Genomic DNA, 24,689 nt, shown 5'->3' with positions numbered 1-24,689 from the left:
GCCCGGAAAGCGGGAGGCGCTTTCAAAAATTCAATGCTAATAAGCTCTTGCCGGGCAATTCCAGGAAAACTGTGCGGCGGTTTCCCGTCCGGAATTGCGTAAGAAAGACGTGAGCAGCGAAGGCGACGGCAGGACATGGCAAGAACCGATATAGCGCGGCGCGTCTATAACCACACCTGGAAGCTGGACCCGATCGTCCGCAGCCTGCTCGACACCGATTTCTACAAGCTTCTGATGCTGCAGATGATCTGGGGCATGTACCCCAAGGTCGACGCCACCTTTTCGCTGATCAACCGCACTACCTCGGTGCGGCTTGCCGACGACATCGACGAAGGCGAATTGCGCGACCAGCTCGACCATGCCCGCACGCTGCGCTTCTCCAAGAAGGAGATGATCTGGCTTGGCGGTAACAATTTCTATGGCCGCAAGCAGATCTTCGAGCCGGAATTCCTCGCCTGGCTGGAAGGTTTTCGGCTGCCCGACTACGAGCTCTCCAAGCGCGACGGACAGTACGAGCTCTCCTTCAGTGGCCCCTGGATGTACACTACGCTGTGGGAAATCCCGGCGCTGGCGATCATCAATGAGCTTCGTTCCCGCGCCGCCATGCGCGCCTTCGGTCCCTTCGCGCTTGACGTGCTCTATGCACGCGCCAAGGGGAAGATGTGGGCCAAGACCGAACGCTTGAAGGCGCTGCCCGGCATCCGCATCTCCGATTTCGGCACCCGCCGCCGCCATTCCTTCCTGTGGCAGCGCTGGTGCGTCGAGGCGCTCAAGGAAGGCATTGGCGAAGCCTTCACCGGCACCTCCAACGTGCTGCTGGCCATGGACAACGACCTCGAAGCGCTCGGCACCAACGCGCATGAGCTGCCGATGGTTTTTGCCGCCCTTGCCAAGTCGGAAAAGGAATTGAAGGAATCACCCTACAAGGTGCTGCAGGACTGGCAGCGTTATTATGGCGGCAACCTGCTGATCGTGCTGCCCGACGCTTTCGGCACCGCATCCTTCCTGCGCGACGCGCCGGACTGGGTCGCCGACTGGACCGGCTTCCGCCCCGACAGTGCGCCGCCGATCGAAGGCGGCGAAAAAATCATCGACTGGTGGCGCGAGAAGGGCAAGGACCCCAGGCAGAAGCTGCTGATCTTCTCCGACGGTCTCGAGGTCGAAACCATCGAGGAGACCTACAAGCACTTCAAGGGCAAGGTGCGCATGTCCTTCGGCTGGGGCACCAACCTCACCAACGATTTCGAAGGCTGCGCGCCGACCGAAACCAACAGCCTCGATGCGATATCGCTTGTCTGCAAGGTGACGGAGGCCAATGGCAGGCCGGCGGTGAAGCTGTCGGACAATCCGGCGAAAGCGACGGGCGACAAGAAGGAGATCGAGCGCTATCTTCGGATTTTTGGGGCGAAGGACCGCGTGGAGCAGCTGGTCAAGGTTTGAGGGTCGGTGGGTGCCTTGCTGGACGAAATGGAAATCGCGATAGCGTGAGTTCCCGCCCACCCCCCTCTGTCCTGCCGGACATCTCCCCCGCAAGGGGGGAGATTACCCCGTCATCTCCGCCTTCGCTAATCTCCGACGTTGCAAAGGAAGCGCCGGCAGGGCAACTGCCAATCTCCCCCCTTGAGGGGGAGATGTCCGGCAGGACAGAGGGGGGCGTCGTAGAGCGCGGCTGTCACCGGCCAACCCTTATCACCACCACCCTCACACTCCTCCCCACCCCTGCCTTCGCCCACGCCTCCGACCGCGGCCACGTCCTCCTCCTCCCGACCGGCTACTACATCGCCGGCGGCGCGCTTACCGTCGCGGTAAGCTTCCTCGTCCTCGCCCTGATGCCACCCGCAACCCTCGACCGCTTCTGGCGCCGCCGCCTGCCGCTCTTCCCATTCGCCGACACCCCTCGCACAATCATCAGCCTCATCTCCTTTGCCGGTTTCGCAACACTCATCGCCGCCGGCCTGTTCGGCAGCCGCGATCCGCTCTCCAATCCGCTGTCGCTAACCATCTGGACGCTGCTCTGGGTCGGCCTTGCCATCGCGCAAGGCCTGTTCGGCGATCTCTGGTCGTGGCTGAATCCATGGTATGGCCCGCGGCGGATCGAAAGCCGCCTGTTCAAGTTTCGTGGCCGTGAGGGACAGGAATCGCGTTTGCCTTCATGGCTCGGCTGCTGGCCGGCCGTTATCCTGTTCTTCGCCTTCGCCTGGTTCGAGCTGATCGACCCGGCGCCCGACGACCCGGCGCGGCTTGCCTATGTCGCCGGCCTCTACTGGTTGCTTACCTTCATCGCCATGCTCGCCTTCGGCTACCGCGATTGGAGCCGGCGCGGCGAATTCCTGACGATCTTTTTCGCCATGGTGGCTCGTTTCGCCATCGTCGAGCGCGATGAACACGGCCGCCTCGCTCTCTGCTGGCCCGGCGCAAAACTGCTCGGCGCAGCGCCCCTGCCGGCAAGCGGTATCGCCTTCCTGCTGCTCAGCCTGTCATCGGTGTCCTTCGACGGCCTGTCGAAAACCTTCTTCTGGCTCGGCCTGTTCGGCATCAACCCGCTGGAATATCCCGGCCGCACCGCGCTCATCGGCATAAGCAGCTTTGGCCTCGTGCTGACCTTCGTCTTGCTCGCGGCGGCATTCCTGCTGGCCGTCATACTCGGCCAGCGCCTTGCCGGCAGCCGACATTCCCACGGCGAGGCCGCCGGGCTGCTGGTCTGGTCGATCGTACCGATCGCGCTCGCCTATCATGTCACGCACTATCTGACGGCGCTGCTGGTCGACGGCCAGTATGCGATCGCCGCTTTGTCCGACCCGTTCGCGCTGGGATGGAACCTGTTCGGCGCCGCCGACATGCAGATCGAGGCCGGCATCGTCGCCGGGGCCCACTCCGCCTGGTGGCTGTGGAACCTGCAGGCCGGCATCATCATCGCCGGGCACATGCTGGCGGTGCTCGTTGCCCATGGACTGGCCTGGCGACTGCACCAGGTGCCATCGCGCGCCGCCCTCAGCCAGTTGCCGCTCACCATGCTGATGATTGCCTACACGATCTTCGGCCTGTGGTTGCTTGCCACGCCGACGGCCGGATGAGACAAGCTGATCCACATGCCTTTGCGGAAAGCCCGCTTGCAAGCTCTGTGCTTTGGTGATTTAGTTTGTACACATGCAATTTCTGCCCCTCCTGCAAGGGAGTGGCCTTGCCTCGTTACAGACAGTCAAAACTCAAAAACAGGGGAACTGCCGTGACTGACAAGAATGGGTTTTTCGATCTCTCCAAATCATCCACCCTTAGCCGCCGCACCGCGCTGAAAGGTCTCGCCGCCGGCGCCGGGCTGACGCTCGCGCCCGGCTTCGTCCGCTACAGCCAGGCGCAGAGTTCAGCGCCAATCAAGATCGGCTTCCAGTCGCACCGCACCGGCATCGGCGCCGCCTATGGCCGCTGGTATGAAAAGACCAGTGCCGCCGCGGTCAAGGCGATCAACGACGCCGGCGGCATCAATGGCCGACCTGTCGAACTGGTGATCGAGGATGACGGCACCGATCCCGGCCGTGGCGCCGAGGTGGTCGGCAAGTTCGCCACCCAGCACAAGACCGACATCGTCTTCGGCACGCTGTTCTCGCATGTGGTGATCGGCTCGGCGCCGGCCGCCGGCGAAAACAAGATCCCGTATTTCGTCGTCAGCGAAGGCCACCACGTCGCTTCGACCAAGCTCAACCGCTACGTCTTCCAGCCTGGCATCACCGATGTGAAGAGCCAGATCCAGTCGATGGCGCCGTGGATCGCGGCCAATGCCGGCAAGAAGGTGACGCAGATCTTCCCCGACTTCGCCTTCGGCTACGACCATCGCGACTACCTGCCGCCGGCGCTGAAGGCGCAAGGCGCCGAGGTCATCGCCCAGATCGCCATCCCGCCGACAGAGTCGTCTTTCACGAAATACTTCCCGCAGATCCCGGCCGAGACCGAAGTCATCTACCATGTCATGGTCGGCCCGGCCGTGCTCACCTTCGTCAAGGAACTCGGCGAGTTCTACGGCTCCAACCGGCCGCAGCTGTTCGGCTTCATCGATTCGCTCGAAGCCACCGACATCAACAGCCCCGGCCTCGAATTTTTGGACGGCAGCCATTTCTGGGAAGGTTCGCCGCGCTATGCGCAGGCCAATGACTCGGCCGCGCAGAAAGCCTACCGCGCCGCTGTCGGCATCGACGACAATGGCGCGGCCGTCGGCGACCCCAAGGACGTCTCCACCGCCGCCCACATGTTCGGCTGCTGGGAGACGCTCTATGTCGTCAAGAAGGCGATGGAAGACGCCGGCTACAAGGGCCCGGAAGACCGCGCCAAGCTGGTCGAGGCGACCGAGGCGCTGACCGAATTCGCCGAAGGGCCGGAGCATCCGCAGGGGCCGAAGACCTTCAACGGCAAGATCCACCAGTGTTTTGGCATCCAGAACATCTCCAAGGTCGAAGGTGGCAAGCTGAATGTCGTCCACAAGACCAAGATCGAGGACGGGCTTTACGAGGCCGAAGGGGATTATACGACGCAGGCGCTGTGAGGCGCCTTACCCTCCCCCTTGTGGGGAGGGTCGGCACGCAAGCTTCGCACTTTTGCGAAGCTTGCGAGACGGGGTGGGGGTCGCGACGGCCCGGGCCCCACCCCCCCCCGCCCGCTGCGCGGGGCGGGGCGCCCCCCCCCCCCCCCCCCCTACTCCCCCCGCGCCCCGGCCGGGGGGGGGGCGCCCGCGACGGCCCGTGCCCAACCCCCACCCGACCGCTGCGCGGTCACCCTCCCCACAAGGGGAGGGTAAGGGCGCCCTGAATGCATTTCGGACCCCACCTCCTCCTCGCCGCCCTCGAAGGCCTTGTCACCTCAGCCGTGCTGGCGCTGACGGCGCTGGGCCTGTCGCTGGTGTTCGGCGTCATGCGCGTCGTCAACGTCGCCCATGGCGAGTTCTTCATGCTGGGCGCGGTGCTGGCCTGGGCGATCTCGACGGCGATACCCGGCCATCCCACGCTCGGCTTCCTGGCGGCGCTGGTGATTGCGCCGCTGATCGTCGGCGCCATTGCGCTGGTAGCCGAGCGGCTTGTGCTGCGCCGGCTCAATTACAATCCGGAAGCCACCATCGTCGCCACGATCGGCATGCTCTACATCATCCAGCAGCTGGCGTTGAGCTTCTATGGCCCGGAAGCGCGCCCGGTGGAGCCGCCCTTCAGCTACCGCATCCTTTTGCCCTGGTTCGGCTATTCCGGCTACAAGCTGTCGATCATTGCCGCTTCGGCCCTTCTGCTCATCGCCACCTGGCTGGTGCTGACGCGCACCAAGATCGGCCTCATCATGCGCGCCACCCAATATGACAGCGAGACGGCGCAGGCCTTCGGCATTCCGGTCGCCCGCGTCTATGCCGGCGTCTTCGCGCTCGGCGCCATGCTGGCGGCCATCGCCGCCGTGCTGATCGTGCCGATCAGTCAGGCGCACTACCTGATGGGGCAGGACCCGCTGCTGTTGTCCTTCATCGTCGTCATCATCGGCGGCCTCGGCTCGCTGCGCGGCACGGTCGTCGCCGCCGTGCTGATCGGGCTGTCCGACGGCATCATCTCGGTGTTCTTCTCGCCGACTTTGGCCAAGATCATTGCCACGCTGCTGGTGGCCATGGTGCTGGTGTTCAGGCCGCAAGGCCTGTTCGGGCAGGCGCCGCGATGAGCGAAGCTTCGCCGGCAAAAGCCTATGCTCTGCATATCGGCGCCATCGCGCTGCTGTTCGCCCTGAGCTTCGTCCTGCCGGATTATCATCACGGCCTGCTCGCCCGCATCATGGTGCTGGCGGTGTTCGCCATGGGCTACAACATGCTGTTCGGCTATGTCGGCCTGCTCAGCCTCGGCCACGCCATGTTCTTCGCCGCCGGGCTCTATGGCGCTGGTCTCGCCGTCATCCATCTCGGCTGGAGCGTGCCTTTGGCTTTCCTCGCCGGCATCGCCTGCGGCGCGCTGCTGGCACTTGTGATCGGCCTGCTGGCGCTGCGCACCACCGGCGTCGCCTTCATGATCGTCACCATGATGTTCGCGCAGGTGTTTTACCTCGTCATCCTCTATTTCGCCGCCTGGACCGGCGGCGACCAGGGTCTGGTCGTGCCGCAGCCCGCGCGGGTTCTGGCCTTCGGCGCGACATCGCTCGACCTAACCAACCCGACCGTGCGCTACATGAGCGCGCTGGCGCTGTTCTCGGTCGTGCTGCTGATCACCCTCGCCATCGTCCGCTCCCGCTATGGCCGCGTGCTGGTCGCGGTGCGCGAGAACGAGGAGCGCACGAAAATGCTGGGCTACGACACCTTCTCCAACAAGCTGATCGCCGTCGTCGTCTCCGGCACCATCTGCGCCGCCTCGGGTGCGGCCTATGCGCTGCTGTTCGGCTATGTCGGCTCGAGCTTTGCCTCGGTGCAGTATTCCATCCTGCCGCTGCTCTGGGTGCTGCTCGGCGGCGCCGCCACGACGCTGGGCGCGCTGCTCGGCACGGTGTTCATGTACTATGTCATCGACACCGCCAGCGGCTACACCTCCGCCTATCTCCTGATCGTCGGTATTGCGCTCATCCTGCTGGTGCTGTTTTTCCCCAAAGGCATTCTGGGCACCATCCGCCAGCGCTGGCTCGGGTGGCTCCCATGATGCCGTTGCTGACCACCAAAGGCCTGGCGCGCAGTTTCGGCGGCCTGCGCGCCGTCGACGGTGTCGATTTTCAGCTGATGCCGGGCGAGATCCGCGCCGTCATCGGCCCCAATGGCGCCGGCAAAACCACCTTCGTCAGCCTGGTCAGCGGCCGCATTCAGCCATCGTCCGGCATGATCGTCTTCGACGGCGCCGACATCACCAGCCAGCCGGCCTATCTCAGGGTGCGCCGGGGCATCGCCTACACCTTCCAGATCACCAGCGTCTTCGCCAACCTCTCTGCCTACGATAATGTCGCGTTGCCGGTGCAGCGCACGCTGACCGATGGCCGCTCGAAAGGTGCGGTGCGCACCGGCGTCATGGCCGCGCTGGAACGCACCGGACTTGCCGGCCGCGCCCATATGCCGGCCGGCCAGCTTTCCTACGGCCACCAGCGCCTGCTGGAAGTCGCGATGGGCCTGGCGCTTAAGCCGCGGCTTTTGATCCTCGACGAGCCGACGCAGGGGCTGGCCGACAGCGAGATCGACAATTTCATCGGACTGGTGCGCGAGATTGCCAAGAGCGCCACCGTGCTCCTGATCGAGCACAACATGCCGGTCGTCATGCAGCTGGCCGACCGCATCACCGTCTTCAACGCCGGCAGGATCCTGGCCGAAGGCACGCCCGAACAGGTTCGCGCCAACACACAGGTGCAGGAAGCCTATCTGGGGACGGCGCCATGAGCGAAGCCCCCAAGACTGAGGCCCGCAAGACTGAGGCCCCCAAGACTGAAGCCCACAAGACTGAAGCCAACAAGACTGAAGCGCTGACCATCTCCAGGCTCGATTGCTTCTATGGCGAGGTTCAGGTGCTCTACGAGCTTGATCTCGTGCTCAGCAAGGGCGAGGTGCTGTGCCTGTTCGGTCGCAACGGCGCCGGCAAGACGACGGCGCTGAAAGCAATCATGGGGCTGGTTCCGTCGAGCGCCGGCTCGATCCGGCTCGCCGGCAAGGAGTTGACCGGCCTGCCGGCGCATGAGGTGCCCAAGGCCGGCGTCGCCTATGTACCGCAAGGCAGGCGGCTGTTCGCCGAGATGACGGTGGCGGAAAACATCGAGATCGGTCTGATGGCGCGCGGCAAGGGCAGAGCGACGCGCGAGAGCGTGCTCGATCTCTTCCCGCTGCTGCGCCAGCGGCTGCGCCAGCGCTCCGGCACTTTGTCCGGCGGCGAGCAGCAGATGCTGGCCATGGCCCGTGCGCTTTGCCTTGAGCCGCAGGTGCTGTTGCTAGACGAGCCGACGGAGGGGCTGATGCCGTCGATGATCGCCAAGATCCGCGAGACGGTGGTGAAGCTGCGTGAGCTAGGTGTCTCCACCATTCTGGTCGAACAGCGCGTCGACGCCGTGCTGTCCGTCGCCGACCGCGTCTGCTTCATCGAGAACGGCCGCAACCGCGAGACCGTCGATGTCGAGCAATTGCGCGCCGACCCATCGGCAGTCAGGCGCTATGTCGGCGTCGGCTGATCAGCCGAAAAACAGGAACCCGGCGATCAAAAAGATCGGGATCAGCACCAGGCCCGCCCACGCCATGTAGCCGAAGAAGCCCGGCATCTTCACACCGCGGTGTCGGGCGATGGCGTAGACCATGAAGTTGGGTGCATTGCCGATATAGGTGTTGGCGCCCATGAACACCGCGCCGGCCGAGATCGCGGCCAGCGTCGAGGCCGCCTCCGTCATCAGGTGCCGCGCGTCGCCGCCTGCGAGTTCGAAAAACACCAGATAGGTCGGCGCATTGTCGAGGAAGGACGACAGCCCGCCGGTCAGCCAGAAATATGCGAGATCATTGGGCTGGCCGGTGGGTGACGTCACCAGCGCGACCAGCGGCGCCAGCGCGCCGTCATGGCCGGCGCGAAGGATGGCAATGACCGGCACGATGCAGATGAAGATGCCGGCAAACAGTTTTGCCACCTCCGCGATCGGGCCCCAGGTGAAGCCGTTCGCCTCGCGATGGCTCTTGAGGGAAACGACAAGCGACAGTCCGGCGAGCCCCAGGATAATGGCGTCGCGCGCCAGGTTCTGCAATTCGAGGCTGACGCCCAGCACTGAAAAGCTCACGCCCGGCTTCCACGCTGCCGACAGCAGGATGGCGGCGATGACGCCAGCCAGCAGCGGCAGATTGGCCAGGCCGCGCAGACGCACCTTCGTATCCGGCGTCGGATCCTTGATCTTCGGCGCGCCGCCTTCACGGCGATGCAGCATGATGTCGATGGCCAGGAAGACAAGCAGCACCAGGCCGCCGGTAAACAGCGTCTCGCGCCAGAGGTTCGCCGACGTCCAGAAGAAGTCGACGCCGCGCAGGAAGCCGACGAACAATGGCGGGTCGCCCAAGGGCGTCAACGAGCCGCCGATGTTGGACACCAGGAAGATGAAGAAGATGACGACATGGGCGTTGAACGGCCGGTTGTCGTTGGCGCGCAGCATCGGCCGGATCAGGATCATCGAGGCGCCGGTGGTGCCGATCACCGAGGCCAGCATCGCCCCGACGAGCAGCAGCCCGGCATTGACCAGCGGCGTGCCATGGATGTTGCCGGCGACAAGGATGCCGCCCGAAATGGTGTAGAGCGCGAACAGCAGGATAATGAACGACATGTATTCGGTGAGCAGCGTGTGCAGCACCGCCTCGCTCGCCAAGGACATGCCGAAAGCGATCGCCAACGGCACCACTGCCAGTGCTGCCCAGCCGGCTGCGATCTTGCCGTAGTGATGCTCCCAGACATGATGGAACAGCAGCGGTCCGGTGGCGATCGAGAGCAGCAGGCCGGCGAAAGGCAGCGCCCACCACAGCGACATGGCAGCTTCGGGCAGGCCGCGGGCCTCGGCCGCGAAGGCCATTTGCGGAGACACAGCGGAAGCGAGTACACCTGCCGCCAAAGCCTTCCCCAACTGTGTGCAGCCCCCTCGATGCCTCACGATCCAGTCACTCCGAGATCGGGTCTTCGAGCCTCACCCCGGCATCGAGCATCCTCTTCAGCATCGCCTCGACCGAACCGTTGAGATCGATGCCGCGGCAGGCGTCGAGGCGAACCGTCGTCTTGAAGCCTTGCTTGACCGCGTCGAGGGCCGAGAAGGCGACGCAGAAGTCGGTCGCCAGGCCAACCAGGGTCACGGTGCCGATGCCGCGCTCCTTGAGGTAGCCGGCGAGCCCGGTCGGCGTCTTGTGGTCGTTCTCGAAGAAGGCGGAGTAGCTGTCGATATCAGGGCGAAATCCCTTGCGGATCACCAACTCGGCCTTGGTCCAGGCGAGCCCCGAGTGAAAATCCGAGCCGAGGCTGCCCTGGATGCAATGGTCCGGCCACAGCGTCTGCGGCCCATAGGGCATCTCGATCGCGCTAAAGGGCTGCGCCCCCGGATGGCTGGAGGCAAAGCTCGAATGTCCGGCCGGGTGCCAGTCCTGCGTCAGCACGACATGCTCGGCATGCCGAATCAGATCGTTGACCAGCGGCACGATTTCGTCGCCGCCGGCAACCGCCAGTGCGCCGCCGGGGCAGAAGTCGTTTTGCAGGTCGATGACAACAAGCGCTTCGTCGGCCATGGCGCCTCTCCTCTTCTACGTCTCGAACGGGGGATCGAGTGAAACACGCCGCTGATGCGACCGGATGCTGAAACTTGACCGGATGGCCGCCTGCGTCAACCTCTGCAAGCGTAAGAAATGCTTGGCGGCCGGGTTCCCTTAAACTCCGGCTTTGACAATTTCCGCCAGCTTGATATCATTTGCATACGAATGAATTTGGCCTGATCAGACATTGGCGGGGTTCGGGAAGACCCCACCTTTTGAAGGTCCCAATGGGAAGGCCAATTTTTTTGGAAGGCAAAGCGTGATCCGTTACGCGAAACCCACCACGCTCGACGAGGCGCTCGCTCTGCTGGGCGAGGGCGCCTGGCGCGTGCTTGCCGGCGGCACCGATTTCTATCCGGCGCAGGGCGCCAAACCGTTCCGCGACAATGTTCTCGATATTAACGGCCTGCACTCGCTGCGCGGCATTGCCGAGACCGAAACCCATTGGGTTTTGGGCGCCCGCACCACCTGGGCCGACCTTGTCCGCCATCCAGTGCCGGCGGCTTTCGATGCGCTGAAGCAGGCCGCGCGCGAAGTGGGCTCCCTGCAGATCCAGAATGTCGCCTCGATCGCCGGCAATCTCTGCAATGCTTCGCCTGCTGCCGATGGCGTTCCGGGACTGCTGGTGCTGGACGCCGAGGTCGAGCTGCGCTCTGCAGCCGCGACGCGTCATCTGCCGCTGCAGGAGTTCATTCTCGGCAACCGCCGCACCGCGCTGCTACCGGGCGAGCTGGTTACCGCCATCCGGGTGCTGAAGCCCAGGGCCACTGGCACGTCGGCCTTCGTCAAGCTCGGTGCGCGGCGCTACCTCGTCATCTCTATCGCCATGGTGGCGGCGCGCCTCGTTGCCGAGAATGGCATGGTCATGGAAGCCGCTGTCGCGGTCGGGTCCTGCTCGGCCGTCGCCAAGCGGCTCGCCGCTGTCGAAGCCGTGCTGGTGGGCAAGCCTGTCGGCCCGGCACTCGCCGATGCTCTCCTGTCCGCGCCGATGGCCGAGCTCTCGCCGATTGCCGACGTGCGCGGCAGCGCCGAATACCGGCTCGACGCAGCGCGCGAGCTTGTCGCCCGCGCCGTGCTGGGAGCTTGCGGGTTGACGAACGACAACAGCATGGTGGCGGCATGAGCCACTCCGAGATGTTTGAAGCTCTGCCCGCCCTCGTGCCGGGCGTCGGCCTCGATCGCGCCGAGATCGCCTTCGCCGTCAATGGCGCCGCCGTCTCGGTCAATGTGCCGCCGCTGCGCCGTCTGTCGCAGGTTTTGCGCGACGAATTGCAGCTGACGGGCACCAAAATCGGCTGCGATGCCGGCGATTGCGGCGCCTGCACGGTGCTGGTCGACGGCGACGCCGTCTGCGCCTGCCTGATGTCGGCGGCCTCCGCAGCCGGGACGTCCATAACGACCGTCGAAGGCCTCGCCAATGGCCTTCTGTCGGCGCTGCAGGCGTCTTTCCTGGCGCATGGCGCTGCGCAATGCGGCATCTGCACGCCGGCGCTGCTGGTCGCTGCGACGGCGCTGCTGGATGGCACGCCGAATCCGACCGAGACCGAGGTGCAGGATGCGCTGGGTGGCATCCTGTGCCGTTGCACCGGCTACAGAAAGATCATCGCGGCAGTGATGGATGCGGGACGGTTCGAGACGTCGACCGACGGCGCTGCCCCTCATCCGCCTGCCGGCACCTTCACCCCGTATAGTGACGGGGAGAAGGGAAGTGCTCCAGCGCCGACGCTCCCCTCTCCCCGTTCTTCACGGGGAGAGGGTAAGGGTGAGGGGCAGCGCCAACGTCATTCGTTGGAATTCAACTTTGAACGTAGAATGCCAACCACAGGGAATGCTGTAGGCGCCTCCCCGGTCCGGCTCGACGGCGTGCCAAAAGTCACCGGCGCTGAAAAATTCGGCGCCGATGCCTTTCCCGCCGATGCGCTGGCCGTGCTGGTGGTCCGCTCGCCGCATTATCATGCCGGCTTCGCCTTCGGCGACCTGGAGGGCTGGGTGAAGTCGCATCCCGGCATCGTCGGCGTCTTCACCGCCGCCGACATTCCGGGAAAAAACTGTTTCGGCGTCATCGGTCCGTTTGCCGACCAGCCGGCGCTGGCCGAAGGCTTTGCGCGGCTGCGCGGCGAGGCAGTGGCGCTGGTCGCCGGCGAGCGCGAGGCCATGCTCGATCTCGACCTCCAGGATTTCCCGGTCCGCTGGACCGAGCTGCCGCATTTTCTGCAGCCCGGCGACGCGCAGGCAGAAGGGGGGGCGCTCATCCACGCGAACCGCCCGGCCAATTTGTTGACCAAGGGCTTTGTCGAGCGCGGCGACCCCGAGGCGTCGCTTGGCGAGGCTGCCTTCACAGTGTCCGGTGCCATCGACACCTCCTATGTCGAGCACGCCTACATCGAGCCGGAAGCCGGCCATGCCTACATGGACGGCGACACGCTGGTCGTCGTCGCCTGCACCCAGGCTCCCTACATGGACCGCGACGAAACGGCGAAGGTGCTCGGTCTTGCCGTCGACAAGGTGCGCATCGTGCCGACCGCGACCGGCGGCGGCTTCGGCTCGAAACTGGACGTTTCACTGCAGCCGCTCATCGGCCTTGTGGCGCTGAAGACCGGCCGGCCGGCAGCACTGGCCTACACCCGCAACGAATCCATGATGTCGACCACCAAGCGACATCCCGCCGAGATGAAGGCGACCATCGGCGTAGATGCCGAGGGCCATGTCACCGGCATGGTCTTCACAGGCGATTTCAACACCGGCGCCTATGCCAGCTGGGGCCCGACCGTCGCCAACCGCGTGCCGGTGCATGCCTCCGGTCCCTATGCGACGCCGAACTACCGCGCCGAAGGCCGCGCCATCCACACCCACGGGCCGATTTCCGGCGCCTTCCGTGGCTTCGGCGTGCCGCAGGCGACGATCATGCAGGAGACGCTCTATGATGAGCTCGCCGGCAAGCTTGGCATGGACCGGCTCGATTTTCGGCTGAAGAACTGCCTTCGGAACGGATCCGAAACGGTTACCGGACAGCGACTGGAGTCGGGCGTCGGCATATTCGAGTGCCTCGACTCCTTGCGGCCGCATTGGGCTCGCGCGAAGGCCGACGCAGATACATTCAACAATGCCAATACGAGCAAAAAGCGCGGCGTCGGCATCGCGTCCTGCTGGTATGGCTGCGGCAACACCTCGCTGCCCAATCCGTCGACCATAAGGGTCGGTATCTCGCCAGACGGCGACGTCATCCTGCACCAGGGCGCCGTCGATATCGGCCAGGGCTCCAACACCGTCATCGCCCAGATCTGCGCCGACGCACTCGGCCTGCCGCTGGAAAAATTCAAGCTGAGAAGCGCCGACACCGCGATCAGCCCCGATGCCGGCAAAACATCGGCCTCGCGCCAGACTTTTGTCACCGGCAAGGCGGCCGAAAAAGCCGGCCGCGCCTTGCGCGAAAAGATCCTGCGTTTTGCCAATGTCTCGGAGAACGCGGCCCTGCAATTGGACGGCCCGGCGATCGTCATTCGTGAGGGCGAAGCCACTCGGCGTATCGATCTCGCCGCGCTCGATGTCGATGCGGACAGTTTCGTGTTTCGCGCCGAGGAGACCTACGATCCGCCGACGCTGCCGCTCGATGCCAAGGGCCAGGGCAAGCCTTACGCCGTCTATGGCTATGGCGCGCAGATCGCCGAACTCGAGGTCGACCTCAAGCTCGGCACGGTGAAGCTCTTGAAAATCACCGCCGCGCACGATGTCGGCAAGGCTATCAACCCGCTGCTGGTCGAAGGCCAGATCGAAGGCGGCATCGCGCAAGGCATCGGCATGGCGCTGATGGAGGAATACATCCCCGGCCGCACCGAGAATTTGCACGACTATCTCATCCCGACCATCGGCGATGTGCCTGAGATCGAGCACATATTGATCGAGGTTCCCGATCCGGAGGGACCGTTCGGCGCCAAGGGCCTGGGCGAGCATGTGCTGATCCCGACCGCACCCGCCATCCTCAACGCCATACGCCACGCCACCGGCGTTCTCATCACCAAGGTTCCGGCGACGCCGACGCGCATCCGCGCCGCCATCCGCGAAAAAGATGGCATCCGCGACAAGGAGGCACGCCGATGAGCGAGCTTGCCGAACGCTTCGAAACCCACGATCCCGGCGAAAAGCTGGTGGCGGAAAAGATCCGCTGCGATGCCTGTCCGGTCATGTGCTACATCGCCGATGGCCGCACCGGCGCCTGCGAACGCTACGGCAATGTCGGTGGCCGCATCGTGCGTATGGACCCGCTGACCATCCTCGACCATGCGGCAGAGAGCGGCGCCGCGGTCGTGCCTTTCACTGCCGAGGGCGAGCAATGGGACGGCGAACTGGTCAACACCGGCCGCCGCTTCGTCACTGCAATCGGCGCCGGCACCACCTATCCCGACTACAAGCCGGCTCCCTTCATCGTCAGCCAGGAGGTCGAGGGGGTCGATCTGGTGACCGTGGTCACCGAGGGCATTTTTTCGTACTGCGGCGTCAAGGTGAAGATCGATACCGACCGCCATCTCGGTCCCGAAACGGCAATCGTGCGCGCGCAAGGCGAGCCGATCGGCCACGTCACGACAGGCGAATACGGCTCGCAGATGCTGTCGCTGGGCGGCGTGCATCATCTGACCGGCGGCTCCAAGGCCGAAGGCCGGGCAACCTGTGACGCGATGCTCAGTCTGTGCAATCGCAAGCCGGTCGAACTGACCATCGATGGCGGCGCCACCATCATCGTCGAAGCCGGCAAGCCGCCTGTCATCGACGGCAAGCAGGAACACCGCATGCGTGTCGGCTGCGGCTCGGCCACCATCGGCATGTTCGCCACGCAATGGCGCGGCCTTGTCGACGAGGTGGTGGTGGTCGACGACCATATCACCGGCGTCGTCTCCGAGCATCAGGCCGGCAAGGTGCTGGGCTGGCAGGATACCGGCATCAAGATCATCGGCCGCCGTTCGACGCCGGGCCGCTATTTCAAGGTTTCCGAGCCCGGCCTCGGCTGGGGCGGCACCTCGATTTCCGACCCGCTGTCGATCCTCGGCGAATGGAACGCCAAGAAGGGCGCCCGCCCCGGCCTGTCGCTGCTGATGGTGTCGACCACCGGCGAGCAGTTCGCCTATTACGAGCTCGACGACGAGTTGAAGCCGGTGGAAAAACCGTTCCCCGAGCGGCTGCAGAAATCGGTCGGCCTGATCGAGGACAATTGCGAGCCGGCGCTCTGCACCGTGCTGTTCATCGGCGGCGCCGGCGGTTCGCTGCGCGCCGGCGTCACCGAAAACCCGGTCAATCTCACCCGCTCGGTGCAGGGCTTGAATACCTATGTTACCGTTGGCGGCGCGCCGGTCTATGTCTGGCCGGGCGGCGGCATCACGCTGATGGTCGACGTCATGCGCGTGCCGGAAGGCGCCTTCGGCTATGTGCCGACGCCGGCGCTGGTGGCGCCGATCGAATTCACGCTACGCCGCGACGACTATGTCCGGCTGGGCGGCTACGAGGCCGAGATACGCAGCGTCGAGGATATCGTTGCCAAAGGCGGCGAATATCTCAACCCGCGCCGCGGCTCAGGCGCCGAGGCCCACAATCCATGGCCGCCGCTGGCGCAGTTGCGCCGCGTCGGCTCGAACGGGGCCTCTTGATGCAAGGCCCGCAAGTCCACTGGCTGCAGGACGGCAAGCGGCTGCATCTCAACCACGGGCCGATCGACCTGATCGTCCAGGCCTTTGGCGAGGCGGATGAGTGTCGTGCCGCCTACGCCCAGTCGATCGAGCGCTTCCAGACGATCCTGGTCGAGTTGGTCAAGGAGCTTCCGGAACTGCGCCTCCCGGCATTTTTCCTGGCGCCACGCACCTTTGCCGGTCCGACGGCCCGCCGCATGGAAGCAGCCGTCATGCCCTTGGCGGAAAGCTTTATCACGCCGATGGCCGCCGTCGCCGGATCGGTAGCCGACGAAATGCTCTCGGCATTGCTTGCAGGCCGCAGACTCGACCGCGCCTATGTCAACAATGGCGGCGACAGCGCACTCCACATCGGCAAGGGCCAGTCGATGAACCTGGCGATCGCCGGCACCGGCAACGGCATGGCCGACCGTCTCACCATTCGCTCGGCGGACGGCGTGCGCGGCGTCGCCACGAGCGGCTGGCGCGGCCGTTCGTTCTCGCTTGGCATTGCCGACGCCGTCACCGTGCTCGCGCGCACCGGCGCCGAGGCCGATGCGGCCGCGACACTCATTGCCAACGCCGTCGACCTGCCCGGCAATCCCGCCATCAAGCGCATTCCCGCGCAGGACTTGGCGCCCGACAGCGATCTCGGTGCACGGCTGGTGACACAAGCCGTCGGCGTGCTCGCGCGTGGCGATGTGGAGCGGGCGCTGGACAATGGCCTTGCCGTCGCCGAAGATTTTCGCCGGCGCGGCCTGATTGCCGCATCGGCGCTGTTTCTAGGCGGGGAAGCCCGCATCAGTGGTTCCATGGCGCTTGCCGCGCCCAACAAAAGTCCAGGGAAGGAAGTTGCGCATGCCTGAGTTTCCGATCCGCAAGATCGCGGTTCTTACCGAAGAGATCTTTCACGATGGCGGGCCGGCCCCGGCCGCGCCGCGCCGCCGTGCTGCCGCCGTGGCGCTGGTCAAGAACCCCTTCGCCGGTCGTTACGTGGAAGAGCTGCAGAGCGCCATGGACGATCTGAAGCCGCTTGGCCTGCTGCTCACCGACAAGCTCATTGCCGCATTGGGCGGCGACATCAAGCAGATCGACGCCTACGGCAAGGGCACCATCGTCGGTTCGTCAGGGGAGCTGGAGCACGGCGCGCTGTGGCATGTGCCGGGCGGTTACGCCATGCGCGAGCGGCTGGGCGACGCCAAGGCGATCGTGCCGTCGGCAACCAAGGTCGGCGCCTTCGGCTCGCGGCTCGACGTGCCGCTCGGCCACACCAACGCCGCCTATGTGCGTAGCCATTTCGACGCCATGGAGGTCGGTCTCAGCGACGGGCCGCGCGCCGACGAAATCCTGTTCTGCCTCGCCATGAGCTGCGGCCCCCGCGTGCACGACCGCATGGGCGGCCTGGCGGTCGGCGACATCAAGGCCTGGGACGGCTTGCGATGAGCGGCGGGGACAATCTTCTCAAGCTCGTCGAGGCCGAAGAGCCCGACGAACATGACTACCGCCTGCAGGAGCAGGTCGGCTTCATCCTGCGCAAGGCGCATCAGCGCCATGTCTCGATCTTTGCCGCCCAGATCAGCGACCTGACGCCGCCGCAATTCGCTGCACTTGCCAAGCTGCACGATGTCGGCGAGACCTCGCAGAACCAGTTGGGCACGCTGATCGCCATGGATGCGGCGACGGTCAAGGGCGTCATCGACCGGCTGAAGGCGCGTGGCCTGGTCGATCTGACCAAACACGAGGTCGACAAGAGGCGGCTGCTGGTCAACCTCACGCCAGAGGGACGCGAGGCGATCGAACGGCTGATCCCGTTGGCCCGCGCCATCACCCAGGAAACGCTGGCGCCGCTGACCGCCAAGGAAGCGGCCACCTTTATGCGGCTGCTGGCAAAGTTGGCCTGAGCAATCAGGCGCGCAGCCTCGCGCCTTCGGGATCGAAGAACGGCATCGGCGCCACCACCGCCCGTGTCGGCTTGCCGTCGATGTCGATGCTGAGCTCGGTTCCGATGGCGGTGAACGGCAGCCGCAAATGCGCCGTCGCCAGAACTTTGCCTAAGGAATAGCCGTGATCGCTGTAGGTGACGACGCCGGCATCCTCGCCGTCGGCGAAAACCCTGGCATCCGTCGCGGCCGGCTTGTCACCGTCGAGAATCAGCCCGGTCCAGCGTTCGTCGAGCCCCTTGCCGCGAATTGTGAGCAATGCCTCGCGGCCGATGAACTCGCCCTTGTCGAACTTGATCCAGCGATCGAGCCCGACATGGAAGGGCGTACGGCTCTCGTCCATGTCGATGCCATGCGCCGGATAGGCCTTTTCCAGCCCGAGCGTGAACATGGCCAGCACGCCGTATGGCTTCAGGCCGAAATCGCTACCGGTCCGCATCAGCGCGTCCCAGACGGAAGTCGCCTCGTCCGCCGGCACGAACAGTTCGAAGCCGAGCTCGCCGGTCACCCCGGTGCGTGAGATCAGGACTTTGGTCTCGCCGACGCGCCCTGAAGTGAACGCCCAGCGTTTCAACTCAGCGAGATCGGCATCCGAAACCAGTGCTTTCAGCAGCTCGCGTGAGCGCGGCCCCTGTATGGTCGGGAAGGCGACGGCCGCGGTGATGTCGGTGACATAGGCCTTTCGCGCTTCAGCATGATGCTGCAGCCAGGGCAGCATCTTCAGCCGGTTGACCGAACCGGTCACCAGCATGAAATGCTCCGATCCCAGCCGGAACACGGTGAGGTCGTCCATGATGCCGCCATCGTCGCGGCAGACGGTGGAATAGCGCACCTGGCCGGGGCTCATCGCGGCCGCATCGTTGACGATGATGTGGTTGACCAGCGCCTCGGCTTCCGCCCCCTTGATGTCCATCTTGCCCATGGTGCTGAGATCCTGCACGCCGACATTCTTGCGCGTGTTCAGGTGCTCGTCGGCAATGCCGGAGTAAGTTTTGGCCGAGACGAAATCGCCGCCGACCCGGCCCATCGTGGCGCCGAGGCCAACGATGCTGGTGTAGAAAGGGGAGCGCCGCTCAACCAAGAAACTTCTCCGTCATCTCATGAAAACGGCAGCGCCTGATGGCGCTGCCGAGGTAGGAGCGGTGAAGGGGTTAACTTCCGTAGACGTCGAACAAGAAGTATTTGTCGTTGATTTCCTTGTACTTGCCGTTGGCACGCAGGGCGTCGATGGCGGCATTGAACTTGTCGGCCAGTTCCTTGTTGCCCTTTTGCAGGGCGATGCCGACGCCGGGTCCATGAATGGCCGGATCGGCGGCCAGCGTGCCGAGCAATTTGCAGCAGGCGCCATCGGGCTTCTTCAGCCATTCGGTCAGGATGATCGAGCCGTCCATCATCGCGTCCAGCCGGCCATTGGCCATGTCGGTGCGGGCGTCGTCGCCGGTCGGATAGGCCTTGACGGTCGAGCCGGAGTATTTCTTCTCGGCGAAATTCTGGTGGATGGTGGCGCTCTGCACACCCAGCACCTTGCCCTTCAGATCGTCAGGCGACGTGCCTGCAATGGTCGAATCCTTCGGCACGGCGATGGCCGGTGGCGTCTGGTAATATTTGTGGGTGAACTCGACCTTCTCGGCCCGTTCCGGCGTGATGGTGATGTTGATGATGGCGTCGAACTTGCCGGCCTGCAGCGCCGGAATGGAACCATCGAAATCCTGTACGGAGAATTCGCACTCGGCCTTCATCTCGGCACACAGCGCCTTGCCGAGGTCGATGTCGAAGCCGCCCAGCGTGCCGTCCGAATTGGCATAGTTGAAGGGCGGATAGGCGCCCTCGGTCCCGATCCTGAGTTTCTCGGCGGAGGCAGCACCGGTCCCAAGCAGCAGGGCGGCGGAAGCGGCAAGCACGAAACGACAGAAAAGACGCATGTTCCTGATCTCCGTTGACTAAGCAATTCCAGGGAAGGTGTTGGCGGTTTCCCGTCCGGAATTGCGCGAAAACAAGGATAGAAGTCTATGGTCTTTTGCAGGCCCCACGGAGACGGAAACGACATGCTCTGCGGCGATCACGGCGTGGCAAGCCGTCCTTCCCCAGGAATCTTACTGTGATCTAAATTACAGACCGATCATGGACATGGGCGCATGCTCAGCTGGAAGTAGACGGTCGTGGGAGGGACCTGGGGATGGACCAGCAGGAATTCGTGCAGGAAGCCGCGCAGCGGCGCATAGACGACGACATCGCCAAGCGCATCAGGGTTCACCAGGCCAACATCGAGCGGCTCGAAACCGCAAGGGAAAGTGCCGGCAATCTCGAGGCGGCCGTCGCCAACCGGCCGCTGGTGATGCTGGCGCAGGGCGATTCCTGGTTCGACTATCCGCTGACCGGGAACGGATTTCCGTTCGTCGACACCGATGTGATCGCGCAGCTGCGCCGCATCGGCTCGATGCCGCCGACCATCCTCAACCTTGCCCATCATGGCGATGCGGCGACCGACGAGATGTCGCTGCCCAAGCAGCAGCGCATGATCGCCGCCCTGCGCAACAAGGCCAACTGGCTGGACGGCAAGCCCGATGCCATCCTGTTCTCTGCCGGTGGCAACGACATTGCCGGCGACCAGTTCTGCATCTTCCTCGACTTCAATGACGGCCACGCCCCCGGGCTGAACAAGAACCGCTTCACCAAGGCGCTCGGCATGGTCGAGGCCTGCTATCTCGATTTGTTCGCGCTGCGCGACCGCGTCGCGCCAGGCGTGCCGATCTTTGGCCATTGCTATGATTTTCCGATCCCGAACGGAGCGCATCCGTCCTGTGTCGGCCCGTGGCTGAAACCGTCGCTCGATTTCTGCAACTGGACGGTCGCCAAGGGCACGGTCATCGTTCACGACGCGCTGGCGGCGTTCCGCGATGTGGTGAAGCGCCTGGCCGACGATCCCAACAACAATTTCCATCTGGTCGACACGCAGGGAACGTTGAAGGTGGCCGACTGGGCCAACGAACTGCATCCCGATCCCGCCGGCTTCAAGAAGATCGCGCAGAAATTCGCCGATGCGCTGAAGGCCAAGCTGCAGACCTGACGCGGCTCGGGCCTGTCGGCTGTCAGGTTCCGAACAGCTCTTTGGCTTGTTCATCGGTGTAGTAACCAAGCCTGATGTCTTCGGCGACCAGTTTCGGGTCGCGCTCACGCGGATCGCCATAGCCGCCACCGCCCGGCGTGCCGACGCGCACGCGGTCGCCGGCCCTGAGCGCGATGTCCTGCTCCTTGGACAGATGCGGCGGTACGTGGGCTTCGCCGCCGCGGAACACGGTCACTGTGTTCACCGCGCCGTCCTTGCCGCCGAGCGCGCCTTGCGGGCCGAAACGGCCATGGTCCATGACGAAGGACGCGCGCGCCTCGCCTCGCAATATCTCGACCTCATAGGCGAGGCCAAAACCGCCGCGCTGCTTGCCGGCGCCGCCCGAGCCTTCGCGCAAGGCATAGTGGCGGTAGAGAACCGGAAAGGCCTGCTCCATGATCTCGACCGGCGGCGATTTCGAAATCCCGATGGTCGAGCAGCCATTGGTCAGGCCGTCATGGCCTGAATTGCCGCCATAGCCGCCGCCGGAGATCTGATACATGACATAGTCGCGGCCACGTGCCGGATCGTTGCCGCCCAGCGCGAAATTGCCGCTGGAGCCGGCGGGTGCAGCCGTCACCTTTTCCGGCAGCGCCTGCACCATCGCCGCGAACACCGCCTCGGCGATGCGCTGCGAGACTTCAGCCGCGCAGCCCGAGACCGGCCGCGGGTATTTGGCGTCGAGGAACGTGCCTTCCGGCCGCTTGACGATCAGGGGCTCGAAAGCGCCGGCGCTGATCGGCACATCAGGGAAAATATGGCGCATGGCGAGATAGACCGACGACAATGTCGTCGCCAGCACGCTGTTCATCGGCCCCGCGCATGGTTTTGACGAGCCGGTAAAATCGAAGGTCAGCGTGTCGCCCTGCTTCTCGACGGCGAGCGCGATGGTCAGCGGTTCGTTGACCACGCCGTCCGAGTCGACAAAGGCCTTCGAACTGTATGTGCCGTCGGGAATGGCGGAGATGTTGGCGCGCATCTGCTCGGCGGCGCGGCGACGCAGTTCGGCGATCGCCCCGACGACAGTTTCGTCGCCGTAACGATCGAGGATTGCATTGAGCCGGTCCTGACCGATCAGCAGTGCTGCGGCCTGCGCTCTTATATCGCCGATGCGCTGATCGGCGACGCGGATGTTGGAGCAGATGATGGCGTAGATTTCCGTGTCCAGCACGCCCTTCTTGAACAGCTTGACCGGCGGCAGCCGCAGGCCTTCCTGCTCGACGGCGGTCGCGGAAGCGGAGAAGCCGCCCGGCACCGAGCCACCGATATCGGGCCAGTGGCCGGTATTCGATAGCCAGCAAAATATCTTGCCGTCGCGGTAGACCGGCATGGCGAAGCGCACATCCATCAGATGAGTGCCGCCGAGATAGGGATCGTTGACGATATAGATGTCGCCCGGCTCAGGTGGCAGGCAGCGGCCGTCGGCGATCATCTCGATCACCGTCCTGGTCGAATACTGCATGACGCCGACGAACACCGGCAGGCCCTGGCTGCCTTGTGCGATCAACGAACCATCGACGGCCGAGTAGATGCCGTCGGAGCGGTCATTGGCCTCGGCGATGACAGGCGAGAAGGCAGCGCGGGAGAAAGTGAGATCCATCTCGTCGCAGACCTGCTGCAAGGCTGCCTGCAGGACCGAAAGCGTGATGGCGTCGAGCTTTTGCATCTCAGGCCTCGCCAATGTGGATGATGATGTTGCCGTCGGCGTCAGAACGTGCACGGTCGCCGGGTTCGAGCACGGTGGTGGCGTCCATCTGTTCGAGGATCGCCGGCCCTTGGATAACGGCATCGAGCGGCAATTTTTCGCGTGCGTATATGGGCGTATCGTGGCAGCGTCCGGCATACCAGACCGGCCTGATTTCGCGCCGCGCCTCGTCAAGTGTCCCAGCGCGCCCGGCCGGGTCGATCAGCCGTGACAGGTCGATCGCCGGCCGCACGCCCGTCACCGACGTGTTGAGGTTGACCAGATTGGCGCGGATCTCCGGCAGTTCGACCTTGAAGCGGGCGAAATAGGCTTTTTCGAACAGCGCCTGCAACTCCTGCCTTGTCACCGACGACGACGGCAGCGCCACGTTGATGATGTGGGTCTGGCCGACGAACTGCATGTCGGCGGAATGGGTGACGCGGATCGTTTCCGGCTTCACCGCTTCCTTGCCGATCAGTTCCTCGCCTTCCCCGCGGTGACGTTCCAGCACCTCGCGAAGCCTGGCTTCATCGAGCACGGCGACCGGCTGGTTGATCGTGTTGACGAAGTCGTGACGCAGATCGGCCACGACGCAGCCGAGCGCATTGGTGATGCCCGGACGCGCCGGCACCAGCACGCGGGGCAGGCCGAGTTCGCGCGCCAGGGCGGAGGCATGCAGCGGCCCGGCGCCACCGAAGGCGAACAGCGCGAAATCGCGCGGATCATGGCCGCGCGACACCGAGACCATGCGGATGGCGCCGGCCATCTTCATGTTGCCGAGGCGCAGCACCGCGCCCGCCGCTTCGACGCCGGAGAGGCCGGCGGCCTTGCCTATTCTGTCTTCGAAGATCCCGGTGACCCGCTCGACGGTGACCGGATTTTCGACCGCCAGCAGCTTCTTCGGCGCCAGCCGCCCGAGCACCAGATTGGCGTCGGTGATGGTCGGCTCCAGGCCGCCGCGGCCGTAGCAGATCGGGCCGGGATTGGCGCCGGCACTTTCCGGGCCGATCTGGATCAGGCCGGCGGCATCGACCCGGGCGATGGAGCCGCCGCCGGCACCGACCGTATGCACCGCCACCATCGGCACGTGGATCGGCATCGCATATTCGATCTCGATCTCGTTGGAGACCGCCGGCTCGGCGTTGCGGATCAGCGCCACATCGGTCGAGGTGCCGCCCATGTCGTAGGTGACGAGGTTTTCAAAGCCGGCGCGCTTGCCCGTATAGGCGGCGGCGATGACGCCGGAGGCCGGGCCGGACATCACGGTCTTGGCCGACTCGCGCGTGACGAAACGGGCCGAGATCATGCCGCCATTGCCGTTCATGATCAGGAAGTCGCGGGCATAGCCCTTGGCGGCCAATTCCTTGCGCAGCCGCTCGACATAACGCTCGAGGATCGGCTGCACCGAGGCGTTGACCGCGGCGGTAACGCCGCGCTCGAATTCGCGGGCTTCCGACAGCAGCGCATGGCCAGTCGTGATGTAGCCGTTCGGCCAAAGCTCGGCGGCGATTTCGGCCGCGCGCCGCTCATGTCCAGGGTTGGCGTAGGAATGCAGGAAATGGATGACGAGGGACTCGCAGCCGGCCCCGATCAGCGTCTTCACGGCGTCGCGCATCTCGGCCTCGTCGAGCGGCGTGCGCACCGCGCCCGACGCCTCGACGCGCTCCGACACTTCGAGCCGGAGATCGCGCGGGATGATCGGAACGAAGCTTCCGGTCATGCCATAGGGCTGCGGCCGTGTGCGGCGGCCAAGCTCGATCACGTCGCGAAAACCGCGCGTGGTGATCATGCCAGTTTTCGCCAGCCTGCGTTCCAGCACCGCATTGGTGGTGGTGGTCGTGCCATGCACGATGAGGTCGATGCCGTCTATGGCAAAGCCTGTGGCGCCCAGCGCTGAAACCACGCCGAACGCCTGGTTGTCGACCGTCGTCGGCGTCTTGGCGATATGCACCTTTCCGCCGTCATTTCCGTCGATCAAAATGAGGTCGGTGAAGGTTCCGCCAACATCGATGCCGGCAACGACGTGACCCAGGGAATCCGGTTGTTGCACCGAAAAATTCTCTTTCATTGTCGA

General features: G+C 64.7%; 20 protein-coding genes. 14 read left to right on the top strand and 6 right to left on the bottom strand.

The annotated features are described in order from the left end of the window. Nucleotides 1–135 precede the first annotated feature (135 nt). The 7 genes from pncB to NKI46_RS05585 all read left to right on the top strand — a co-directional run bounded on the left by pncB (nt 136) and on the right by NKI46_RS05585 (nt 8,139). Complete coding sequence (gene pncB / locus NKI46_RS05615; protein ID WP_352497003.1) at nt 136–1,440, top strand: nicotinate phosphoribosyltransferase; 1,305 nt, start codon at nt 136–138, stop codon at nt 1,438–1,440. 191 nt (nt 1,441–1,631) lie between these two features. Beyond that, nucleotides 1,632–3,074, top strand: a complete 1,443-nt coding sequence (locus NKI46_RS05610) for a hypothetical protein (protein WP_352745243.1) — start codon at nt 1,632–1,634, stop codon at nt 3,072–3,074. 152 nt (nt 3,075–3,226) lie between these two features. Further along, complete coding sequence (locus NKI46_RS05605) at nt 3,227–4,534, top strand: ABC transporter substrate-binding protein (protein ID WP_352745241.1); 1,308 nt, start codon at nt 3,227–3,229, stop codon at nt 4,532–4,534. Nucleotides 4,535–4,797: 263 nt separating this feature from the next. Next, complete coding sequence (locus NKI46_RS05600) at nt 4,798–5,679, top strand: branched-chain amino acid ABC transporter permease (protein ID WP_023683565.1); 882 nt, start codon at nt 4,798–4,800, stop codon at nt 5,677–5,679. Continuing rightward, nucleotides 5,676–6,638, top strand: a complete 963-nt coding sequence (locus tag NKI46_RS05595) for a branched-chain amino acid ABC transporter permease (RefSeq protein WP_352510614.1) — start codon at nt 5,676–5,678, stop codon at nt 6,636–6,638. Before NKI46_RS05600 ends, NKI46_RS05595 begins: the two co-directional genes overlap by 4 nt. Next, nucleotides 6,635–7,360, top strand: coding sequence for an ABC transporter ATP-binding protein (locus NKI46_RS05590; protein ID WP_023693111.1), 726 nt, complete (start codon nt 6,635–6,637; stop codon nt 7,358–7,360). Before NKI46_RS05595 ends, NKI46_RS05590 begins: the two co-directional genes overlap by 4 nt. Continuing rightward, nucleotides 7,357–8,139: an ABC transporter ATP-binding protein gene (locus tag NKI46_RS05585; protein WP_352745239.1), complete on the top strand. Its 783-nt coding sequence runs from the start codon at nt 7,357–7,359 to the stop codon at nt 8,137–8,139. Before NKI46_RS05590 ends, NKI46_RS05585 begins: the two co-directional genes overlap by 4 nt. Here the strand turns inward: NKI46_RS05585 and NKI46_RS05580 are convergent, their stop codons facing one another. After that, a complete protein-coding gene (locus NKI46_RS05580) occupies nt 8,140–9,507 on the bottom strand; it encodes a sodium:proton antiporter (RefSeq protein WP_352745238.1) in 1,368 nt (455 codons plus the stop codon). Between the two features lie 85 nt (nt 9,508–9,592). Beyond that, entirely contained in the window at nt 9,593–10,207 is a 615-nt protein-coding gene (gene pncA, locus NKI46_RS05575; RefSeq protein ID WP_352655540.1) for a bifunctional nicotinamidase/pyrazinamidase, read from the bottom strand. Nucleotides 10,208–10,490: 283 nt separating this feature from the next. On the opposite strand from pncA, the gene NKI46_RS05570 reads away from it, so the two are divergent. From NKI46_RS05570 to NKI46_RS05545, 6 genes are read left to right on the top strand one after another with little or no spacing between them, the layout of a single operon-like run. After that, complete coding sequence (locus tag NKI46_RS05570; RefSeq protein WP_352745235.1) at nt 10,491–11,354, top strand: FAD binding domain-containing protein; 864 nt, start codon at nt 10,491–10,493, stop codon at nt 11,352–11,354. Between the two features lie 11 nt (nt 11,355–11,365). Beyond that, entirely contained in the window at nt 11,366–14,329 is a 2,964-nt protein-coding gene (locus NKI46_RS05565) for a molybdopterin-dependent oxidoreductase (RefSeq protein WP_352745232.1), read from the top strand. After that, a complete protein-coding gene (locus tag NKI46_RS05560; RefSeq protein WP_352745229.1) occupies nt 14,326–15,867 on the top strand; it encodes a 6-hydroxynicotinate reductase in 1,542 nt (513 codons plus the stop codon). The genes NKI46_RS05565 and NKI46_RS05560 overlap by 4 nt, the downstream gene beginning before the upstream one ends. Then, nucleotides 15,867–16,751: a UPF0280 family protein gene (locus NKI46_RS05555; RefSeq protein ID WP_023739685.1), complete on the top strand. Its 885-nt coding sequence runs from the start codon at nt 15,867–15,869 to the stop codon at nt 16,749–16,751. Before NKI46_RS05560 ends, NKI46_RS05555 begins: the two co-directional genes overlap by 1 nt. Beyond that, nucleotides 16,744–17,328, top strand: coding sequence for an amino acid synthesis family protein (locus NKI46_RS05550; RefSeq protein ID WP_023695904.1), 585 nt, complete (start codon nt 16,744–16,746; stop codon nt 17,326–17,328). The genes NKI46_RS05555 and NKI46_RS05550 overlap by 8 nt, the downstream gene beginning before the upstream one ends. Beyond that, entirely contained in the window at nt 17,325–17,786 is a 462-nt protein-coding gene (locus tag NKI46_RS05545; RefSeq protein ID WP_023671294.1) for a MarR family winged helix-turn-helix transcriptional regulator, read from the top strand. The genes NKI46_RS05550 and NKI46_RS05545 overlap by 4 nt, the downstream gene beginning before the upstream one ends. 4 nt (nt 17,787–17,790) lie before the next feature. Here NKI46_RS05545 and NKI46_RS05540 read toward each other — a convergent pair whose 3' ends face one another. Together NKI46_RS05540 and NKI46_RS05535 are read right to left on the bottom strand one after the other, a co-directional pair. Then, nucleotides 17,791–18,906, bottom strand: coding sequence for an aminomethyl transferase family protein (locus NKI46_RS05540; RefSeq protein ID WP_023739684.1), 1,116 nt, complete (start codon nt 18,904–18,906; stop codon nt 17,791–17,793). A 70-nt stretch (nt 18,907–18,976) separates the two neighbouring features. Next, the gene (locus NKI46_RS05535) at nt 18,977–19,747 is read right to left on the bottom strand and encodes an ABC transporter substrate-binding protein (protein ID WP_352745225.1); all 771 of its coding nucleotides are present in this window, start codon (nt 19,745–19,747) and stop codon (nt 18,977–18,979) included. A gap of 254 nt (nt 19,748–20,001) precedes the next feature. On the opposite strand from NKI46_RS05535, the gene NKI46_RS05530 reads away from it, so the two are divergent. Then, complete coding sequence (locus NKI46_RS05530) at nt 20,002–20,892, top strand: SGNH/GDSL hydrolase family protein (protein WP_023689203.1); 891 nt, start codon at nt 20,002–20,004, stop codon at nt 20,890–20,892. Nucleotides 20,893–20,914: 22 nt separating this feature from the next. On the opposite strand, the gene NKI46_RS05525 is transcribed toward NKI46_RS05530, so the two are convergent. Continuing rightward, complete coding sequence (locus NKI46_RS05525; protein WP_023739683.1) at nt 20,915–22,597, bottom strand: hydantoinase B/oxoprolinase family protein; 1,683 nt, start codon at nt 22,595–22,597, stop codon at nt 20,915–20,917. Between the two features lies 1 nt (nt 22,598). Beyond that, a complete protein-coding gene (locus tag NKI46_RS05520) occupies nt 22,599–24,683 on the bottom strand; it encodes a hydantoinase/oxoprolinase family protein (protein ID WP_023749332.1) in 2,085 nt (694 codons plus the stop codon). Between the last annotated feature and the right edge of the window lie 6 nt (nt 24,684–24,689).

Source organism: Mesorhizobium sp. M0615, from assembly GCF_040320805.1.
Taxonomy (GTDB): domain Bacteria; phylum Pseudomonadota; class Alphaproteobacteria; order Rhizobiales; family Rhizobiaceae; genus Mesorhizobium.
The sequence above is the reverse complement of the archived record's forward strand: the minus strand, read 5'-3'. Positions and strand labels throughout refer to the sequence as shown.